Genomic DNA, 17,039 nt, shown 5'->3' on the forward strand with positions numbered 1-17,039 from the left:
TTTTGTAGGCCGGGTAAGCGCAGCGCCACCCGGCGTGGTTATTCGCGATGAACTATCACCAGTACTACCCCGTCGACATCGTTAACGGTCCCGGCACCCGCTGCACCCTGTTTGTTTCAGGCTGCGTCCACGAATGCCCCGGCTGCTACAACAAAAGCACCTGGCGCTTAAATTCCGGTATGCCGTTTACCGCTGAGATGGAAGACCGGATCATCAACGACCTGAACGACACCCGCATTCACCGCCAGGGGATTTCGCTCTCCGGCGGCGATCCGCTGCATCCGCAAAACGTGCCGGATATCCTGAAGCTGGTGAAGCGCATTCGGGCAGAGTGTGCGGGAAAAGACATCTGGGTCTGGACAGGCTACAGGCTGGATGAGCTGAACGCGCAGCAAATGGAAGTGGTGGATCTGATTAACGTACTGGTCGACGGCAAGTTTCTGCAGGATTTAAAAGACCCGGCGCTTATCTGGCGCGGCAGCAGTAACCAGGTAGTGCATCATCTGCGTTGATCAAAGGCGGATGTTATCCGTCCGCCCTTACCTCAAAACCGGCTCAAACTCTCCATCGCCACCGCCTTAAACTCGGCAAAATCGCCGCAGCTACAGAGCCGTGACATCGCCCGTTCGCGCAGGAAGGTGACGAAGATATCGTATATCGCCATCGCCTCCTCGTACTCGCTTTTGCTGATGGCGAGCAGGAAGATGACGTGTGCGGTTTCGTCGCCCCACTGGACACCGTGCGGGGCGAGCACGGTATAGACAACCGTTTTCTGCGCCAGCAGGCCGAGTGAGTGCGGCAACGCGATGCCGTCACCGAGCATGGTGCTGACGATGGCTTCACGCTCGACGACGGAATCCAGGAACTCCGCGCCGACAAATCCCTCGCCTTCAAGCTGCGCGCACAGTTCACGGAACAGCGTTTGCTGATCAACGGGCGTGTCGATAATGCGGAAATGGGCCGCATCGAAGTATTTATCCAGCATCCACGGGCGGGTACGGTCCACCAGCACCAGCTTGCCGATCTGCTCTAACTGATAGTCGGTCGGGAACGGGGCGATCGTCACCACCGGTTTCGACTTTTCGCTGACGCGGGCGGTGGCGATCACAAAATCTTCGCCAATCGTTTCCGCCAGCTCGTACTCGCGCAGGGTGAGCGTGCGCGTAACCTCAATTTGCGGGTATTTACGCTGCAGCACCGCCTCAATCATGCGGACCATGGCGTTACCGGCGTCGCACACCAGCAGCACGCGCGGCTGGCGCTGGTAGCCAATGTTGTAGTGACGCTCCAGCCCGACGCCGATATGCAGCACCAGGAAGCCGATCTCGTTTTCGCTGATCACATACGGCGTGTATTTGCCCCAGTTCGATACCGCTGCGAGGGTCATATCCCACGCCATCGGGTAGTGCTGCTTGATGTTATCCAGCAGCGGGTTGGGGATCATAATTTGATACCGCACGCGGGTGATCATGGTTTTGATGTGCGTGAGCAGGTCCGCGTGAAGCTGCTCGTCGCTGAGCAGGTTGTAGTTATAGTGAGTGTTGATGTAGCGCAGGATGTAGTTGACCAGCGCTTCATCGTCGTCTGCGTTAATCGCGCTCGGGGCAATCTCCTGGATCTGCCGCGCCGCAATGTGCACGCACAGCCAGCTCTCCTCCGAAGGCGAAAGCGCTTTGCCCGCCAGCTGCTGGATAGAGACCGCGATATCTTTCGCCGCCTCGCGCACGTTCTCTTCTACATCTTCGGCGTGGAATTCCGGCAGCGGAAAGCCCTCGCTGATGCGACGTACCGACACCGCACAGTACAGACGCAGGAACAGCTCACCTTCGTCGGTCAGGCGGATGTGATGTCGCGTCAGCGCATCATGCAGTACGGCCACCATCTGCTCCGGCACACCCGCGTTGAGAGCAACTTCGGTCACCAGCGGGTTGAGACTGTCCTGCTGCGCCAGCTCCCAGAGCAGGTCGGTCAGGCACGCGCGGGTGGACATCTCGCTGCCAAACAGCTTCATGCCGTGGCGCGGACGCGTTTCCAGGGTCAGGTTGTAGCGGTGGAACCACTCGCGCACTTCCACCATGTCGCTTTGCAGCGTGGCGCGGCTGACAAACCACTCATCGGCCAGATCTTCCAGCTTGAGGGAAAACGCTGAGGTGAGAAAACGTACCACCAGATAGTGCACGCGCTCGGGTCCGGTCCGCGGAATACGCAACGCGCGCGGGTGGGATGCCTGCAATTGCTGATAACGTTCAGCGTCGTCAATTTTGAGCTGATAGCCATTGCCACGGCTCAGAACAAACTGCGCGCCGTGGCTTGCCAGCAGCGCGTTCAGGGCGGTGATATCGGCACGGACGGTTCGCGTGGAAACCGACAGCCGCTGCGCCAGCTCGTCCTGCGGCAGCGTCTCGTTTTGCAACAGATCGAAAAGTTGCGCTAAACGTTGGTTCGGAAATCGCACGGGTTTGTCCTCTTACGGCTTAAGGTGAAATGACCATCTGGGATGGGCTGCCGACCGGGGTATAGTCCGGTTCGAAGCTGAGTTTGCCGTCCTGCGCCACGCGGAAACGGGTAATGTTGTCGCTGCGCTGGTTCATGACGTACAGCCAGCGTCCCTGTTTATCGAGCGTCAGGGTGCGCGGATAGTCGCCCCGCGTCCACACGTCGTCCTGATGCGTCAGCGTGCCCTCCGCTGTTACGGTAAAGTGCCCGATGCTGTTATGCAAACGGTTAGCCACATACAGCTGTTTGCCGTCGGCACTTAATGCCAGCCCGGCAGCAAAGCTGGTGCCTTTGTAACCTTCCGGCAGGGCTGAAAGCGTTTTGCCCTCTTTTAAGGTGCCGTTGGCGTTCACGGTATAATGGGTGAGCGTAGACGCCTCTTCGTTAATCAGCCACAAGGCATCGCCTTTTGGCGTAAAGACAAAGTGGCGCGGTCCGGCACCTTTTGAGGAGGCGCTGATAAACGGCGGATCGTTCGGCGTCAGCTTCCCTGTTCGATCGTCAAATCGGTACTGGTAGATGCGATCCAGCCCAAGATCGGTGGAAAACACGTATTTCCCGCTCGGTTCGGCGGCGATCATGTGCGCATGCGGGCCGTTGTGATCGCTGATGGCAAAGCTGCCCTCCGCAGCCGCTTCCGGCTTCGCCGCGCCCGGTTCGCCTTGATCCTGATGTTGATCCGTGGCGTCACCCAGGCTGCCGTCTGCCTTAACCGGCAAAACGGCAATCGATCCGCTGACGTAGTTCGCCACCAGCAGGTGCTTACCGTTCGGCGTCAGGGAAAGATACACCGGCCCCGCACCGCCGGATGCCACCTGATTCAGCTCGCTCAGCTCACCGTTATCCCCCACCCGCAGCGCCTGCACCACGCCCTGCTCCACTTCGCTTGCCAGATACAGCGTTTTGCCGTCGTGCGAGACGGTAAGCTGCGCGGCGTTCGGCAGCGTGCTGACCAGCGTTTTATTGCCGAGCGCGCCGGTTTGCGGGTCAACGGTAAAGCGGTACAGCCCTTCACCGTTCGGATTATAGGTGCCCACCCAGGCGTATTGCGTTTGGGCGATAGCGGCGGTGGCGAGCATTGAGAGTGAAGCGACAAGCAGGTTACGGGTGTGCATGGTGGCTCCTTCAGGTTTGAGTGCGGAGTTCCCCCCTCACCCTAACCCTCTCCCCAAAGGGGAGAGGGGACGATTACACCCTCTCCCCTTTGGGGAGAGGGCTGGGGTGAGGGGTGTTGTTTTTATTACTTCACCAGCTTCTTCGTCATCTCCAGCAGCGTGCGCACATCCTCCGGACGCGTATCGCCGCTGGCTTTGTCGATAATCGAGCTGTAGATATGCGGGATGATTTTGCTCACGCCCGCGTCGAGGGCGATCTGCAGGATCTCCTCAAAGTTCTCCAGATCGATTCCCCCGGTCGGCTCCAGCCAGAAGTCGTGACGGGCGCAGGCTTCCGCCACCGCTTTATACTCGTCGCGGCACTTGAGGCCGCCCATCGGGAAGTATTTGATGGAGCTGCCGCCGAAATCTTTCAGCAGGGCAATCGCGGTTTCAACCGGCACGATACCGTCCGGCGCCGCGCTGCTCAGCGGGCCGGTGGAGATTTTCACCATCCCGACGGTGCCGGTCGGGGAGACCAGACCGTTGACCACGGAGTCGTTCTGCCCCAGCAGCGCGCGGCTAGTCGCAACGCCGGTAAAGACCTGGTTGACGTGCTGCGGCTGCACCTGACGGGAGATTTCACTCACCATCGCCGACTGGTTTGGATCCCCAGCGCCCAGGCCGACGGAGAGCGCGTTATCAATCAGCGCGGCATATTCGCGCATATCGGCAACGGCGCTCGCCACGTCCGGGTAATTTTTGGAGAGCACGCCCACCAGCACGTGACCTTCCGCCGCCTCGTAAATGGCGCTGGCGTTGGCTTTCGATCCTGCCAGCACGTTAAGGCAGACGCGGTCACGGTAAAAGTTGGGGGTCAGTTTCATGCTTTTTTCTCCTGTCCTAACACTTCGCTAATGCGGCGGTAGACGATGTTCAGCTGGTCTGCGTTTACGCTGCGCACGTCCGCTTCGATAATCCCTTCGTTGGCCTTGTAGCCGCGGAAATAAATGGCGTATTCGCCCTGCTTGAGCGCGTTCACCAGCTCGCCGGTGCCGACACCCGTTGTGGCTTCATCAAACTTAATCTCGGTGCGGGCGATATCGCGACCGGCGCTGTCCCAGACCACGCGCGCGGTGACGCCGTTCAGGGTATTAAGCGCCTCGATAAACGGCGTCATCTTCGCCACCATCTCAGCGCCGCTCTCTTTGGTGGCCGTCAGGTAGTGTTCGATGGCGCAGGTCAGGCCAAGAATGCCCTCTTTCCCCACTTTCATGGCGCGGCCAATGCCCGCGGACTGACGTTTTACCCACTCTACGTACTGGGTTTTGCCGATCACCAGCCCGCTGGTTGGCCCTTCAATCGCCTTCGCGCCGCTGTAGATCACCAGATCGGCGCCGGATCGATAGTAGGTATGCAGATCTTCTTCCGCTGCGGCGTCGACGATCAGCGGGAGATCGTGCTTACGCGCGACCACCGCCGCCTGCTCGACGCTGAGCATGCTTTTCTGCACGCAATGGTGCGATTTGATGTAGAGGATCGCTGCGGTGCGTGGAGTAATTGCCGCCGCCAGCTGATCGGCAGAACATTCGTTGGCGTAGCCCGCTTCCACCAGCTTGCCGCCGCCCAGCGCCACCATGGTGCCCACCGGCGCGCCAAAGTTCACGTTGTGGCCTTTCGGCAGCACGATTTCGTTGTTCTCAATCGGGGTCACGTGCAGGTTTTCCAGCAGCCAGTCGCTGTCTTTGACCAACACCGCCGCCACGGACTGGGCAATGCCCGCCGACGCGCAGGAGACCACCGTTGCCCCTTCCACATCCAGCAGTTTCGCGATGTATTCCCCGGTTTTATTAACCAGATCCTTCATCTCGAAGTACTCATTCATACCGTCCATTGCCGCCTGCACCACTTCCGGGCGCGGCGTGGAGACGCCCAGCGCCGTCATGCGGCCGGAGGTGTTGATAACCTGCTTTAAGTTGTACTTCTCATAAATCGAAGGCATGTTCCGTGCTCCCTTGTTCGGTCATGTAGCCCTTGCCCGCGCGGATCGCGGCAAGCGGCACCAGAATGTGTTCAGCCTGCAGGCTGTCGTTTTCGGCATCCGTCAGCACCGTCGGCTGACGTTTAAGGGTGAACAGCGTCAGGTCGGCATCGAGACCCGGCTGAATGCGACCCTTATGCGCCAGGCGCAGGCCGTCGGCGGCGTTCGCGGTCACGCAGTCAATCACCTGCGGCAGCGACATGCCGATGGCGAGGAATTTCGACATCACGCTTGCCAGCGAGCCGACCGGACCGTTGATGCGGTTGCGGCAGTAGATATCCGAGCTGATGGTGTGCGGCAGAATGCCCATCGCGATGGCGCGTTTTGCCACCTCAAAACTGAAGCTCGCCGTGCCGTGCCCCACGTCCAGACGCACGCCGCGCTTCAGGGCCGAGGTGATGGAGGCGCGCAGCTCGCCGGAGGGCGTCAGAATGCGGTTGGGTTTGCCGTTGTAGCAGTGGGTGATAATGTCGCCGGAACTGAGCAGTTCGGCAATTTCGTCGAGGTTCGGCGGGTTGTTGCCAATGTGCACCATCAGCGGCAGGTCGCCGTTCTCTTTCTGAATGGCTTTGGCGCGCTCCAGCGGCGTGATGCCGTTTTCACCGACCACGCTGCTGCTCATGCGCGCCTTCAGGCCGACGATAAAATCAGGGTGGCGCTTCACCGCCTGCTTCACCGCGTCGGCGTCGATATTCGCCATGTTGGCCAGTTCGTTCTGGGCAATCAGCCCCACGCGGGAGATGTTCAGCAGGGCAAAGACCTCGGTAGAGGCTTTGCGGGTGATGTCGTAGAAATCGTCCACGTCGTCGGCACCGGTACTGCCCGCGTCCACCACGGTTGTGACGCCGGTGGCAATGCCGACGCTGTCCGGTTCGTCGTGGTAAATCGGGGAGTTCGGGTAGCAGTGAACGTGGGAGTCAATCCAGCCTGCGCTGACGAATACGTCGCCGTTCAGCTCAACCGTTTTATGCGCGGGGGCGTCAATGTCGCCCAGCGCCGCGATCTTCCCGTCCTGAATGGCGATATCGGTCAGGGTATCGTCGGCAAGGCGCGCACGGCGCAGGAGTAAATCAAACATGAGGATCTCCTGATAAGGCGGGCGCCTGAGCGCCCGCGGGTATTAAAGGGCGACCGGGAACAGCCAGCCCAACAGCATTGCGCCGAGGATCGCGCCACCGGTGATCGGCTTCTGCCAGATGTAGAACACCAGCGCACCCAGCAGGGAACCGACGCCGATAGGAATGGAGGCGGTCATGGCGCTGAGGATAATCAACGGCCCGAGGAAGCGGCCGGAGGCGTTACCCGCGCCCATCATCACGTCTGCACCGTAGGTGGAGTTGCTCTGGTTGATGGTGAACTTACGCGCCAGGATGATGACGTAGCCAATCGCCAGGCCAATCACCAGGCCGGTAATCAGTGCGGCAATGAAGTTGGTCACCGGGAACATTATCCCCGCGCCCAGCAGCAGCGCCGGAACGCCGAGGCCCACGCCGGTCTGGATGGCGCCGCCGATATCAAGAATACCGACCAGCGAGCCTTCGATAATGCGGGCGAACAGGAAGCTCGCGCCGAACGCCGCCACCGCGCCGTAGACGCCGGTATCTATCCCCGCTTTCAGCATCGCCACGAAGGCCACTTCGTTAAACGCGCCGATGCCGTAGAGGTAGTACATGTGCGTCCCGGCAAAGACGCCGGAGGAGAGCAGGCCAACGAAGATCGGGAACGACCAGTCGGCATACCAAAAACCTTTATTCTGTTCCATGTAGAGGCTCCTGTTATTTACCGCTGAGCGAGTTGTGGATCATGTCGAGCCAGTTCGGCACGGTCAGATGGAAGGATTCGATCATCTTCATGTCGAAGCCGCGGAAGAAGCCGCTCAGCACGAAGAGCAGGACAATCGCCGCCATCATCACTTTGGTGACGTGATTCCAGCCGCTCTCTTCCACGCCTTTACCGATCAGGATCCCCAGCACCAGGCCCGGAACGGCGTTCCCCATAATCAGCTGCGCCGCGCCGCCAAAGATGGTGGCCCAGAAGCCCGATTTTTTACCCGCGTCGATGGCTGCCAGCCAGAAGATCACCGGCATGACGGTGTTCACCAGCAGGTTTGCCGCCGGTACCAGCACCTTCACGGCGGTGACCTGAAGCGCTGCCGGCACGGATGAGGCGGTCAGGTTCAGGAAGGTCACGACGATCATGCCGATCACGCCGCAGGCAATCGCCATTTTGCGCGGGTCGTGCAGCGTTTCGCCGACGTTACGGTTTTTAACCATCAGTGCAGCAGCACCCCAGTTCGGGATGATGCGGTGGTCAACGTCCTGTGTGAAGGCACCAGCGGCCACGGAAGAGGCCCAGGCGTTAAAGAAGAAACCTAACCCAAAGGAGAAGTGGGACGCCGGATCCCCTTCACAGGAGTTCAGTTCCCCCAACGTACGAAACGCGCCCATACCCTGTGTGGTAGGCGCATGAAACATGCGTGCAGCCCCGGCCCCCACACCGACGCCAACCAGGCCGCCAATGATGAGCGATTTTATTAATATAATTAAGAACATCAGTCTGCCCTTTTATGAATAATCAGCGTTGCGTGACGAAATCCACCTGGTCAAGATTGATAGCGGTCACGTTGACGGTCACATCCAGCTCCACGCTGTAGGTGCGTCTTTCCCGGCGCAAAAAGAAGAACAGAAACGCTTCTTTACGCACCGCTTCTTGCGCCTGAACAACCTGCACATCCTGTGGCTCAATACGCAGTAAGATATGCGGTGAGGCTTTCATCACCGCGGCCTGAACGTGGTTGAGCGCGTCGGCAAAGGCGCGCGCTTTGGCGTCGCCTTTCCCCTTCACTCTCACCGTGGTTGTGAACTGTTCTTTCATGCTTATGCGCCGTATTTCTTCTGCCACGCCTGTACCAGACGCTCGCCCAGCTCTTCTTTATCCATAAAGCCAAAGCCCAGCACGTTGCAGCCTTCGTTGATGGCGGTCACGCCCTCTTCCACGGAACGCATGCCGTATTTCGCTTTGTAGCCATATTTGGTTTGCGCCGTGATGGCACCCGCGCCGCCGCTGCCGCAGAAGGAGATGCCGAAGGTGGCGTTTTCCGCTTTCATCATGTCGCCAAGCTTCATGTCCGCGGCCATACCCGGTACGACAACCGCGCGTCCACCTGCTTTTTCCACACCCGCGGCCACTTTCTGACCTTTGCCCAGGCGATCGCCAATCACGACTGTAATCTGTTCCATGTGTTGCTCCTTAAAGGTTGTCTTTCGCGACTTCGAAGTGAACGGAGAGCAGCCAGGCTTCTTCATCAGGAAGGTTGCCAAACTGCGCTACCACTTCACGGGCAAGTTGCATTGAATCTGGTGAAATTTCGTCGAACAGCTCCGCTTCAACCTCCGGCAGCGGCTCGCCGGTCACGGACCGGTGCGCCATCGCGCGAACGTGGGAGGTGAGCATCTGTTCCTGTACCGCGTTGGGGATGATGTCGTGCCGGGCCAGCAGGGCATAAACCTGCTGCAGCATCGTGTTCGCAAGCTGCTCTGTTTGCACTGCCTGTTCCCCAACGTCGTTCATTACCGCTCCGTTAATCACTGGTCTTACCCCGTTAATGGCTCTGGAAGTAAACTAACTGTGGGGGGGAAGGGTTTGTAGCGAGTTGTTTTCCACTTCGAAGTGGAAAGGCGGGCAGCAGCAGTGATCTGTGCCACATAAATGCGGTGAATCTGGATAAACCGCTGTATTTACGTGATGAATGTCACGCTATTAAACGGCAATAAACAGGCAAGCAAAGTGGAAAAGTTTCCGAGCGGGCTCGTAGAAATGTGACGTGGATAAGGTTTTCTTATGGGGATTCGCTAGAGTGGTTGCGGGTGCTTGAGACTGACCGTCTCAGGCATGGGACGGAAAGTGGAAAGCCCCTACCTGAATTTAAATCAGGACGGGGCTGTAAACGACACGTCTAGCCACGTGATGTTTGCTACCTCGCCCGCTTTACAGCAAGGAGGCATCCATGAAACGCAGAAACCCAAGTATCGGGGTTTTGATGATTATTTCTTTGACGATAATCATCTTAACGCTGGTGACGAGGAAAACACTGTGCGAGATCCGTTTTCGAAACGGCTCGCTTGAAGTGACCGCGCGGATGGAGTGTCGCTCCGGCAAGTAGGGAGCAAAGATGCGGGGGCGCGTAATGCGCCTCCGCATACGGAGGAAGGACGTACAGCTCAGGCACCCAATTAACGATACTTTTTATGATAGGTGTTGCGCGTCGCCACAAACTGGTCGGCCGCCGCCTGGGCTTCCTTCACCTTGCCTTCGTTAGCCAGCTTCAGCGCACCGTCGATCTGGCCGACCAGCACGTCAAAGCCGTGGCGATAGTCTTTCATCTCTGCACTGTCTGCCGCTTTGCTTTCCAGCTTCGGCGGGGTCGCTTTTTGCGCATCCAGCGCCGCTTCACGCATTTTGGTCAAGGCGTCTTTCATGTCCGCCGCATTGTCCGTTTTCTGCACTACCTTCAGGTTTTCACTGAGGATGTCCATGTTGTCTTCAAGATCGGCGGCAAACGCAGACGAGCCAAGAACCAGCGTTGAAGCCGCGACGATCGCTAACAGATGTTTACGCATTGCTCACTTCCTTTTTTATTATTAACAAAACGCTATCTTTATTGACCCGCAATTTTCATTTCGGGCAGAAGAACTGATCCACACTGTATATTGCTACGTGTTTCAATATCGTTACCGACCGTAACGATGTTGCGCCACATGTCCTTCAGGTTACCCGCGATGGTGATTTCGCTCACCGGATACTGAATTTCGCCGTTTTCGACCCAGAAGCCCGCCGCGCCGCGCGAGTAGTCGCCGGTGATGCCGCTTACGCCCTGGCCCATCAGTTCCGTGACGACCAGGCCGGTGCCCATCTCTTTCAGCATCTGCTCAAAGCTCAGGCCCTGACCGGCAATGCGCCAGTTGTGGATGCCGCCCGCGTGACCTGTGCTTTTCAGCCCCAGCTTGCGCGCGGAGTAATTGGTCAGCAGCCACTGGGTCAGAATACCGTCTTTGATAATATCGCGACGTTCGGTGCGAACGCCTTCGCTGTCGAACGGCGTGGAGGCCAACCCTTTCAGCAGGTGCGGATGCTCTTCAATGGTCAGCCATTCCGGCAGGATCTGCTTGCCCAGCGAGTCGAGCAGGAAGGTCGATTTACGGTACACCGAGCCGCCCGCGATAGCGCCCACCAGATGGCCAAACAGGCCGGTTGCCACTTCATTAGCAAAAATGACCGGGGCTTTCATGGTGGAGAGTTTGCGCGGCGACAGGCGAGACAGCGTGCGCTCGGCGCACTCTTTACCCACCCACTCCGGAGACTGTAAATCCCCCAGCGCGCGGCCAATGGTGTAGGCGTAGTCACGCTCCATGTCGCCGTTCTCTTCGGCAATCACGCAGCTGGAGAGCGAGTGGCGGGTGGAGCAGTAGCCCTGCAGCATGCCGTGGCTGTTGCCAAAGACTTTGATGCCATAATGGCTATTGAAGCTGCCGCCTTCGGTATTGGTGATGCGCTTATCGGCCTGCAGGGAAGCCTGCTCTGCGCGTGCAGCCAGTTCAATGGCTTCGTCCGGGGTCACTTCCGCCGGGTGGAAAAGATCGAGATCCGGCGCATCAAACGCCAGCAGCTCTTTATCGGCCACGCCTGCGTAAGGATCAGGAGAGGTATAACGGGCGATATCCAGCGCCGCCTGCACCGTTCGGGCAATGGCATCCGGACTGAGATCGGTGGATGAGGCGCTGCCTTTGCGATTCTGGTGATAGACCGTGATCCCAAGCGCGCCATCGCTGTTGAATTCGACATTTTCCACTTCGCCATAGCGGGTGCTCACGCTGATGCCGGTGGTTTTGCTGACCGCCACTTCGGCGCCATCTGATTTTTCTGAAGCAAGCATCAGCGCGGTGGAGACGGCTTCTTCCAGAATCTTACGCTGCGCTTCAACTTGTGAGGTTACTTTCATCGCAAATGCCATACTGTAAGAGAGAGTTATCTGAAGTCTAACAGAGAACCGTTTTTCAGTGCGCGTCTTAACTGGTAACATTAGCCTCTTTTTTTAAGGAGCCTGACATGACTAAGCAGCCCGAAGACTGGCTCGACGACGTTCCCGGTGATGACATCGAAGACGAAGATGATGAGATCATCTGGGTCAGTAAAAGTGAAATTAAACGTGACGCCGAAGAGTTAAAACAGCTTGGCGGAGAACTGGTAGAACTGGGTAAAAACGCGCTGGATAAGATCCCGCTCGACCAGGATCTGCGTGATGCCATTGAACTGGCACAGAAAATCAAAAAAGAAGGCCGTCGTCGCCAGCTTCAGCTTATCGGGAAAATGCTGCGTCAGCGCGACGTCGATCCGATCCGCCAGGCACTGGACAAGCTGAAAAACCGCCACAACCAGCAGGTTGCGTTTTTCCATAAGCTTGAGCAGATCCGCGATCGTCTGATTGAACAGGGTGATGACGCCGTACCGGAAGTGCTGAACCTGTGGCCGGATGCCGACCGCCAGCAGCTGCGTTCTTTGATCCGAAACGCGAAGAAAGAGAAAGAAGGGAATAAGCCGCCGAAGTCTGCGCGCCTGATTTTCCAGTATCTGCGCGAGCTGTCTGAGAACGACGAGTAATCTGTTCCCCTCACCCCGAGGGAGAAAAGAATGTAGGCCCGGTAAGCGCAAGCGCCACCGGGCTTTTTTTTACTCTGCGGCCGCGGCCGCTTCCGCTTTCTTCGCCAGACCGTCCAGCAGCTTCTGATGGATCCCACCAAAACCGCCGTTGCTCATCACCAGAATATGGTCACCGGGCTGGGCCGCTTTCACGACCATATCCGCGAGCACATCCACATCCGCACTCCAGTGCGCAGGCTGAATGCAGGCATCGGCCACTTCCGCTACCTGCCACGGAATATGCTGCGGCTGCAAGAGGAAGACCTCATCGGCACGTCCTAACGACGGCGCGAGGTCATCTTTGCAGATGCCCATTTTCATGGTGTTCGAGCGCGGTTCCAGCACGGCCAGAATGCGCGCGGTGCCGCCAACCTTGCCGCGTAACGCTGCAAGCGTCGCAAGAATCGCCGTTGGGTGATGCGCGAAATCGTCATACACCGTCACGCCATTCGCTTCGCCGCGCAGCTCCAGACGGCGACGGGCGTTAATGAACGAGCCCAGCGCATTGGCTGCATCCGCAGGCAGCACGCCCACGTGACGCGCCGCAGCAATGGCCATCAGGCCGTTGTGCATGTTGTGCTCGCCCACCAGGCCCCACTTCACCTCACCCACTTTTTCACCGTCGAGCAGCACTTCCCACTCGGAGGCATCGGCGTTGAGTTTCTTCGCCTGCCAGTGACCCTGTTCGCCCACCAGCTCCTGCTCGCTCCAGCAGCCCATTGCCAGGGTTTGCTTCAGGTTGATGTCGTTCTCCGGCAGGATGATGCGGCCCTGACCCGGAACAATGCGCACCAGGTGGTGGAACTGTTTCTGGATCGCTTTCAGGTCGTCAAAGATATCCGCGTGATCGAACTCAAGGTTGTTGAGGATCAGCGTGCGCGGGCAGTAATGCACAAACTTGGAACGCTTGTCGAAGAATGCACAGTCGTATTCGTCGGCTTCGATCACAAAGAACGGGCTGTCACCCAGACGTGCAGAAACGTCGAAGTTGCCCGGAACGCCGCCAATGACAAAGCCAGGCTTATAGCCGCAGGCTTCGAGGATCCAGGTCGCCATTCCGGCGGTGGTGGTTTTGCCGTGGGTACCGGCAACGGCAACAACCCAGCGGTCGCGCAGCACAAAATCATGCAGCCACTGTGGGCCAGACATAAACGGAATATTACGTTCCAGCACCGCTTCAACACATGGGTTACCACGGGTCATGGCGTTACCAATGATCACCAGATCCGGTTCAGGATCCAGCTGGCTGGCCTCGTAGCCCTGAATCAGAGAGATGCCCTGCTTCTCCAGAAGCGTGCTCATCGGCGGATACACATTGGCGTCCGAACCTGTTACTTCATGGCCCAGTGAGCGCGCCAGCATTGCCAGTCCGCCCATGAAAGTGCCACAAATCCCCAATATATGAATGCGCATACGTCACTATCCTTCTTCAATGTGGCGCACATTTTACTCACATGTTAGCGGCTGTGAAACGCATTTCAGGTAAATCCGTATTTGCTGGCGCGATTCACCAGTGCGCTACTATTTGAATATTTGTTAAGATTGTTGGGCTTTAGTCGTTTTGGTGAACATACAATCGCTCTACTCACATAAGATGCAGGGAAAGTGTTATGAAAACGTTAGGTGAATTTATTGTCGAAAAGCAGCACGAGTTCTCTCATGCTACCGGTGAACTCACTGCTTTGCTGTCGGCAATAAAGCTGGGCGCTAAGATCATCCACCGCGATATCAACAAGGCCGGTCTGGTCGATATCCTGGGTGCCAGCGGTGCCGAGAACGTTCAGGGCGAGGTTCAGCAGAAACTCGATCTGTTCGCAAATGAAAAACTGAAAGCTGCACTGCGCGCGCGCGACATCGTTGCGGGTATCGCCTCCGAAGAAGAAGATGAAATTGTTGTTTTCGAAGGATGCGAACACGCGAAATACGTTGTCCTGATGGATCCGCTCGACGGCTCCTCCAACATCGACGTTAACGTTTCTGTCGGTACCATTTTCTCCATCTACCGCCGCGTCACGCCTGTTGGCACGCCGGTCACCGAAGAAGATTTCCTCCAGCCGGGCAGCAATCAGGTTGCTGCGGGCTATGTGGTGTATGGTTCGTCCACCATGCTGGTGTACACCACCGGCTGCGGCGTTCACGCCTTTACTTACGATCCGTCGCTGGGCGTGTTCTGCCTGAGCCAGGAACGTATGCGCTTCCCGGAGAAGGGCAACACTTACTCCATCAACGAAGGCAACTACATCCGATTCCCGAGCGGCGTGAAGAAGTACATCAAATTCTGCCAGGAAGAAGATAAGGCCACCCAGCGCCCGTATACCTCCCGCTATATTGGTTCTCTGGTCGCTGACTTCCACCGCAACCTGCTGAAAGGCGGCATCTACCTCTACCCAAGCACCGCAAGCCACCCGGACGGGAAGCTGCGTCTGCTGTACGAATGCAACCCGATGGCATTCCTCGCCGAACAGGCGGGCGGCAAGGCGAGCGACGGTAAAGAGCGTATTCTGGATATCGTGCCGGAAAGCCTGCACCAGCGCCGTTCGTTCTTCGTCGGCAACAACCACATGGTTGAAGACGTTGAGCGTTTCATCCGTGAGTATCCGGACGCGTAACCCCTTTATCCTGGGAAGCCGCCCGGCTTCCCAGTCATTTATATATTTTACCGTATAAGTGTTTATAAAAAAGACGCTTTAATCTTCATCCCTGCTCCTGCATTATTTCCATAACAGTTTGACAATTATTTCCTGGAGCATATTCGCGATGAAAAACTATTCTCGTGCCAATACCGGCATTGATTTAAATCTTATTCCTGTCTTTATTGAAATTGTTCGCTGCGGCAGCATGGCGAAAGCCTCTGTGCGCCTGGACATGTCCCGCCCGGCGGTAAGCCTGGCACTGAAGCGCTTTAATCAACTTTTTGATGAGCCACTGTTTTACCGTAAAGGTTTATATCTTGAACCCACAGAAAAAGCGTTAGCGTTAACCAGCGCGCTGGAAATATTAATGGGGAATATTCACGATAATATTAATGCGTTAAATTCATCGGCAAATAAAACCCTGGCACAGCACGTACCAGGGATGAATATGATTATGCAGCAGTCTGGGCCGTCAGCTTAAACGAGGACATGGCTTCCATCAGTTCGCGCGACTGCTCTTCCAGCGAGCGTGTCGCGGCGGATGACTGCTGTACCAGCGCCGCATTTTGCTGCGCCGTTTCGTCCATCTGGTTCACCGCGATGTTCACCTGCTCAATGCCGCGACTCTGTTCCTGAGACGCGGTCGCAATTTCACGCATCAGCCTGGTCATCCGCAGCACTTCGGTTGCGATCTCATCCATCGTTTCACCGGCCTGCTGTGCCAGTTCGCTCCCCTCATTCACATGAGTTTGTGAATCGCTGATAAGCGATCGGATCTCTTTCGCCGCGTCGGCACTGCGGCTGGCCAGGTTTCGCACTTCGCCCGCGACAACGGCAAAACCCCGTCCCTGTTCGCCCGCACGCGCGGCTTCAACGGAGGCGTTCAGCGCCAGAATGTTGGTCTGGAAGGCAATGCCGTCGATCACGCTCAGGATGTCGGCGATCCGCGCCGAGCTGCCGGCAATATCGCGCATTTTTTCAATCACGTAGCAGACCATTTCACTGCCGTGATCGGCCGTGTCGGAAACGGACTTCGCCAGCTGGTGCGCCTGCTCGGCGTTATCGGCGTTGAGTTTCACCGTGGCGGTGATCTCTTCCATGCTGGCCGCCGTTTGCTCAAGTGAGGTGGCGGTAGATTCCGTGCGCTGGGCAAGGTTCATGTTCCCTGCCGTCAGCTCCCGGCTGCCGGTATCAATTTGCGAACTGGCATCGCGCACCCGCAGAACCGATCCCATCAGCGACTGACGCATCGCTTCAATGGCCGCGTTGAGCCGGTTAAATTCCTGGCTGGCCGTTGGATCCAGGGTATGGGTTAAATCGCCTGCCGCGACATGTTCAAGCTGAGCAATCGATGCCGAGAGCGGCTTCAGCAGCATATGGCGCAGCACCAGCCAGGCGAGGACGATAATGCCTGCCGTCAGCAGCGCGGCGACAACGATCAGGATCAGTACGCGGGTTTTGCTCGACTGCACGGCACTGACTTCCGCTTTGCCACGCGCTTCGCTCCACGCCTGGAAAGCCTGCATATCGTTATCAAACTTGTTGGCCACTGGAATCAGCGCGTTCTCAATCAGGTCGTAATAACCGTCCGCACTCTGGTCGTTCAGGGCTTTCAGCATCGGGTTGATGCCCTGCCGGGTATACGCCGCCAGACTCGCCGCCACGTTATCCAGCAGCTTTTGCCCCTGCTCGTCAGCCACCCCGCCGTCGATCACGGCTTTCAGCGTTTTCTGCGCCTGGGCAATTTCCTGATTGATGTTTTTTACCGATTTGGATGCATCGTCCAGCAGACCAATTTCCATCATTCGGACGGCCTGGCCCGCCTCATTACGCGCGCGCAGGATCAGCGTATAGCCAGAATTAAGCTGCACCATTTGCTCACCCTGAAGGTGGTTGATGCGCTGGAGTGAAGAAGAACTCTGTGTGAGGGCATAAATACCAATGCCGCTGACAATCAGCAGCAGAAGGGTCATAACGGCCAGTAAAGAGAGCAAGCCGGTACGAATCGATAGCGTTTTCAGCATGATGTTATTTCCGGTAGCGAGATATTTCTTGGCGTAAAAGAAGAGTATCGGCCGC

Annotated in this window: 19 protein-coding genes; 5 read left to right on the plus strand and 14 right to left on the minus strand. The window is 57.5% G+C overall.

The features are described from left to right. Positions 1–47: 47 nt before the first annotated feature. Positions 48–512: an anaerobic ribonucleoside-triphosphate reductase-activating protein gene (gene nrdG, locus ACTJJA_RS11235; RefSeq protein WP_440668006.1), complete on the plus strand. Its 465-nt coding sequence runs from the start codon at positions 48–50 to the stop codon at positions 510–512. Positions 513–544: 32 nt separating this feature from the next. Here the strand turns inward: nrdG and ACTJJA_RS11240 are convergent, their stop codons facing one another. From ACTJJA_RS11240 to ACTJJA_RS11285, 10 genes are all read right to left on the minus strand, one after another. Next, positions 545–2,455 carry a BglG family transcription antiterminator gene (locus ACTJJA_RS11240; RefSeq protein WP_010427362.1) on the minus strand — a complete coding sequence of 637 codons (1,911 nt, stop codon included), beginning with the start codon at positions 2,453–2,455 and terminating at the stop codon, positions 545–547. Positions 2,456–2,474: 19 nt separating this feature from the next. Next, complete coding sequence (locus ACTJJA_RS11245) at positions 2,475–3,611, minus strand: lactonase family protein (RefSeq protein WP_440668008.1); 1,137 nt, start codon at positions 3,609–3,611, stop codon at positions 2,475–2,477. 125 nt (positions 3,612–3,736) lie between these two features. Continuing rightward, positions 3,737–4,477, minus strand: coding sequence for a 2-dehydro-3-deoxy-phosphogluconate aldolase (gene dagF / locus ACTJJA_RS11250; protein WP_215723709.1), 741 nt, complete (start codon positions 4,475–4,477; stop codon positions 3,737–3,739). Next, positions 4,474–5,592 (minus strand): DgaE family pyridoxal phosphate-dependent ammonia lyase, encoded by a 1,119-nt coding sequence (locus ACTJJA_RS11255; protein WP_440668009.1) that lies wholly within the window; start codon positions 5,590–5,592, stop codon positions 4,474–4,476. Before ACTJJA_RS11255 ends, dagF begins: the two co-directional genes overlap by 4 nt. Further along, the gene (locus ACTJJA_RS11260; protein ID WP_089599746.1) at positions 5,576–6,709 is read right to left on the minus strand and encodes an amidohydrolase/deacetylase family metallohydrolase; all 1,134 of its coding nucleotides are present in this window, start codon (positions 6,707–6,709) and stop codon (positions 5,576–5,578) included. Before ACTJJA_RS11260 ends, ACTJJA_RS11255 begins: the two co-directional genes overlap by 17 nt. A 42-nt stretch (positions 6,710–6,751) precedes the next feature. Further along, entirely contained in the window at positions 6,752–7,393 is a 642-nt protein-coding gene (locus tag ACTJJA_RS11265) for a DUF4310 family protein (protein WP_023310183.1), read from the minus strand. A 13-nt stretch (positions 7,394–7,406) separates the two neighbouring features. Then, positions 7,407–8,183: a DUF4311 domain-containing protein gene (locus ACTJJA_RS11270; protein WP_440668012.1), complete on the minus strand. Its 777-nt coding sequence runs from the start codon at positions 8,181–8,183 to the stop codon at positions 7,407–7,409. A 22-nt stretch (positions 8,184–8,205) separates the two neighbouring features. Further along, a complete protein-coding gene (locus ACTJJA_RS11275) occupies positions 8,206–8,505 on the minus strand; it encodes a DUF4312 family protein (protein WP_006810338.1) in 300 nt (99 codons plus the stop codon). Positions 8,506–8,507: 2 nt separating this feature from the next. Next, the gene (locus ACTJJA_RS11280; RefSeq protein ID WP_010427372.1) at positions 8,508–8,870 is read right to left on the minus strand and encodes an SFCGS family glycine-rich protein; all 363 of its coding nucleotides are present in this window, start codon (positions 8,868–8,870) and stop codon (positions 8,508–8,510) included. A 10-nt stretch (positions 8,871–8,880) separates the two neighbouring features. After that, on the minus strand, positions 8,881–9,219 hold the full coding sequence (locus tag ACTJJA_RS11285; protein ID WP_126543408.1) for a glycine dehydrogenase: 339 nt from the start codon (positions 9,217–9,219) through the stop codon (positions 8,881–8,883). Between the two features lie 418 nt (positions 9,220–9,637). Here ACTJJA_RS11285 and ACTJJA_RS11290 point away from each other — a divergent pair, with 418 nt between their 5' ends. Then, positions 9,638–9,793 (plus strand): Hok/Gef family protein, encoded by a 156-nt coding sequence (locus ACTJJA_RS11290; protein ID WP_010427375.1) that lies wholly within the window; start codon positions 9,638–9,640, stop codon positions 9,791–9,793. 70 nt (positions 9,794–9,863) lie between these two features. On the opposite strand, the gene cybC is transcribed toward ACTJJA_RS11290, so the two are convergent. Both cybC and pmbA read right to left on the minus strand, forming a co-directional pair. After that, the gene (gene cybC, locus ACTJJA_RS11295) at positions 9,864–10,250 is read right to left on the minus strand and encodes a cytochrome b562 (RefSeq protein ID WP_010427378.1); all 387 of its coding nucleotides are present in this window, start codon (positions 10,248–10,250) and stop codon (positions 9,864–9,866) included. A 38-nt stretch (positions 10,251–10,288) separates the two neighbouring features. Continuing rightward, on the minus strand, positions 10,289–11,641 hold the full coding sequence (gene pmbA / locus ACTJJA_RS11300; protein ID WP_041951344.1) for a metalloprotease PmbA: 1,353 nt from the start codon (positions 11,639–11,641) through the stop codon (positions 10,289–10,291). 95 nt (positions 11,642–11,736) lie between these two features. Here pmbA and yjgA point away from each other — a divergent pair, with 95 nt between their 5' ends. Further along, positions 11,737–12,288, plus strand: coding sequence for a ribosome biogenesis factor YjgA (gene yjgA, locus ACTJJA_RS11305; RefSeq protein WP_440668016.1), 552 nt, complete (start codon positions 11,737–11,739; stop codon positions 12,286–12,288). Positions 12,289–12,357: 69 nt separating this feature from the next. Here yjgA and mpl read toward each other — a convergent pair whose 3' ends face one another. After that, positions 12,358–13,740 carry a UDP-N-acetylmuramate:L-alanyl-gamma-D-glutamyl-meso-diaminopimelate ligase gene (mpl, locus tag ACTJJA_RS11310; RefSeq protein WP_440668018.1) on the minus strand — a complete coding sequence of 461 codons (1,383 nt, stop codon included), beginning with the start codon at positions 13,738–13,740 and terminating at the stop codon, positions 12,358–12,360. 197 nt (positions 13,741–13,937) lie between these two features. On the opposite strand from mpl, the gene fbp reads away from it, so the two are divergent. After that, a complete protein-coding gene (fbp, locus tag ACTJJA_RS11315; RefSeq protein WP_010427386.1) occupies positions 13,938–14,936 on the plus strand; it encodes a class 1 fructose-bisphosphatase in 999 nt (332 codons plus the stop codon). 148 nt (positions 14,937–15,084) lie between these two features. Next, positions 15,085–15,441 carry a helix-turn-helix domain-containing protein gene (locus ACTJJA_RS11320; protein ID WP_440668020.1) on the plus strand — a complete coding sequence of 119 codons (357 nt, stop codon included), beginning with the start codon at positions 15,085–15,087 and terminating at the stop codon, positions 15,439–15,441. Here the strand turns inward: ACTJJA_RS11320 and ACTJJA_RS11325 are convergent. Next, entirely contained in the window at positions 15,413–16,984 is a 1,572-nt protein-coding gene (locus ACTJJA_RS11325) for a methyl-accepting chemotaxis protein (RefSeq protein WP_214594735.1), read from the minus strand. The genes ACTJJA_RS11320 and ACTJJA_RS11325 overlap by 29 nt on opposite strands. Positions 16,985–17,039: the final 55 nt, after the last annotated feature.

The organism is Enterobacter sp. 22452, assembly GCF_052045065.1.
Taxonomy (GTDB): Bacteria; Pseudomonadota; Gammaproteobacteria; order Enterobacterales; family Enterobacteriaceae; genus Enterobacter; species Enterobacter mori.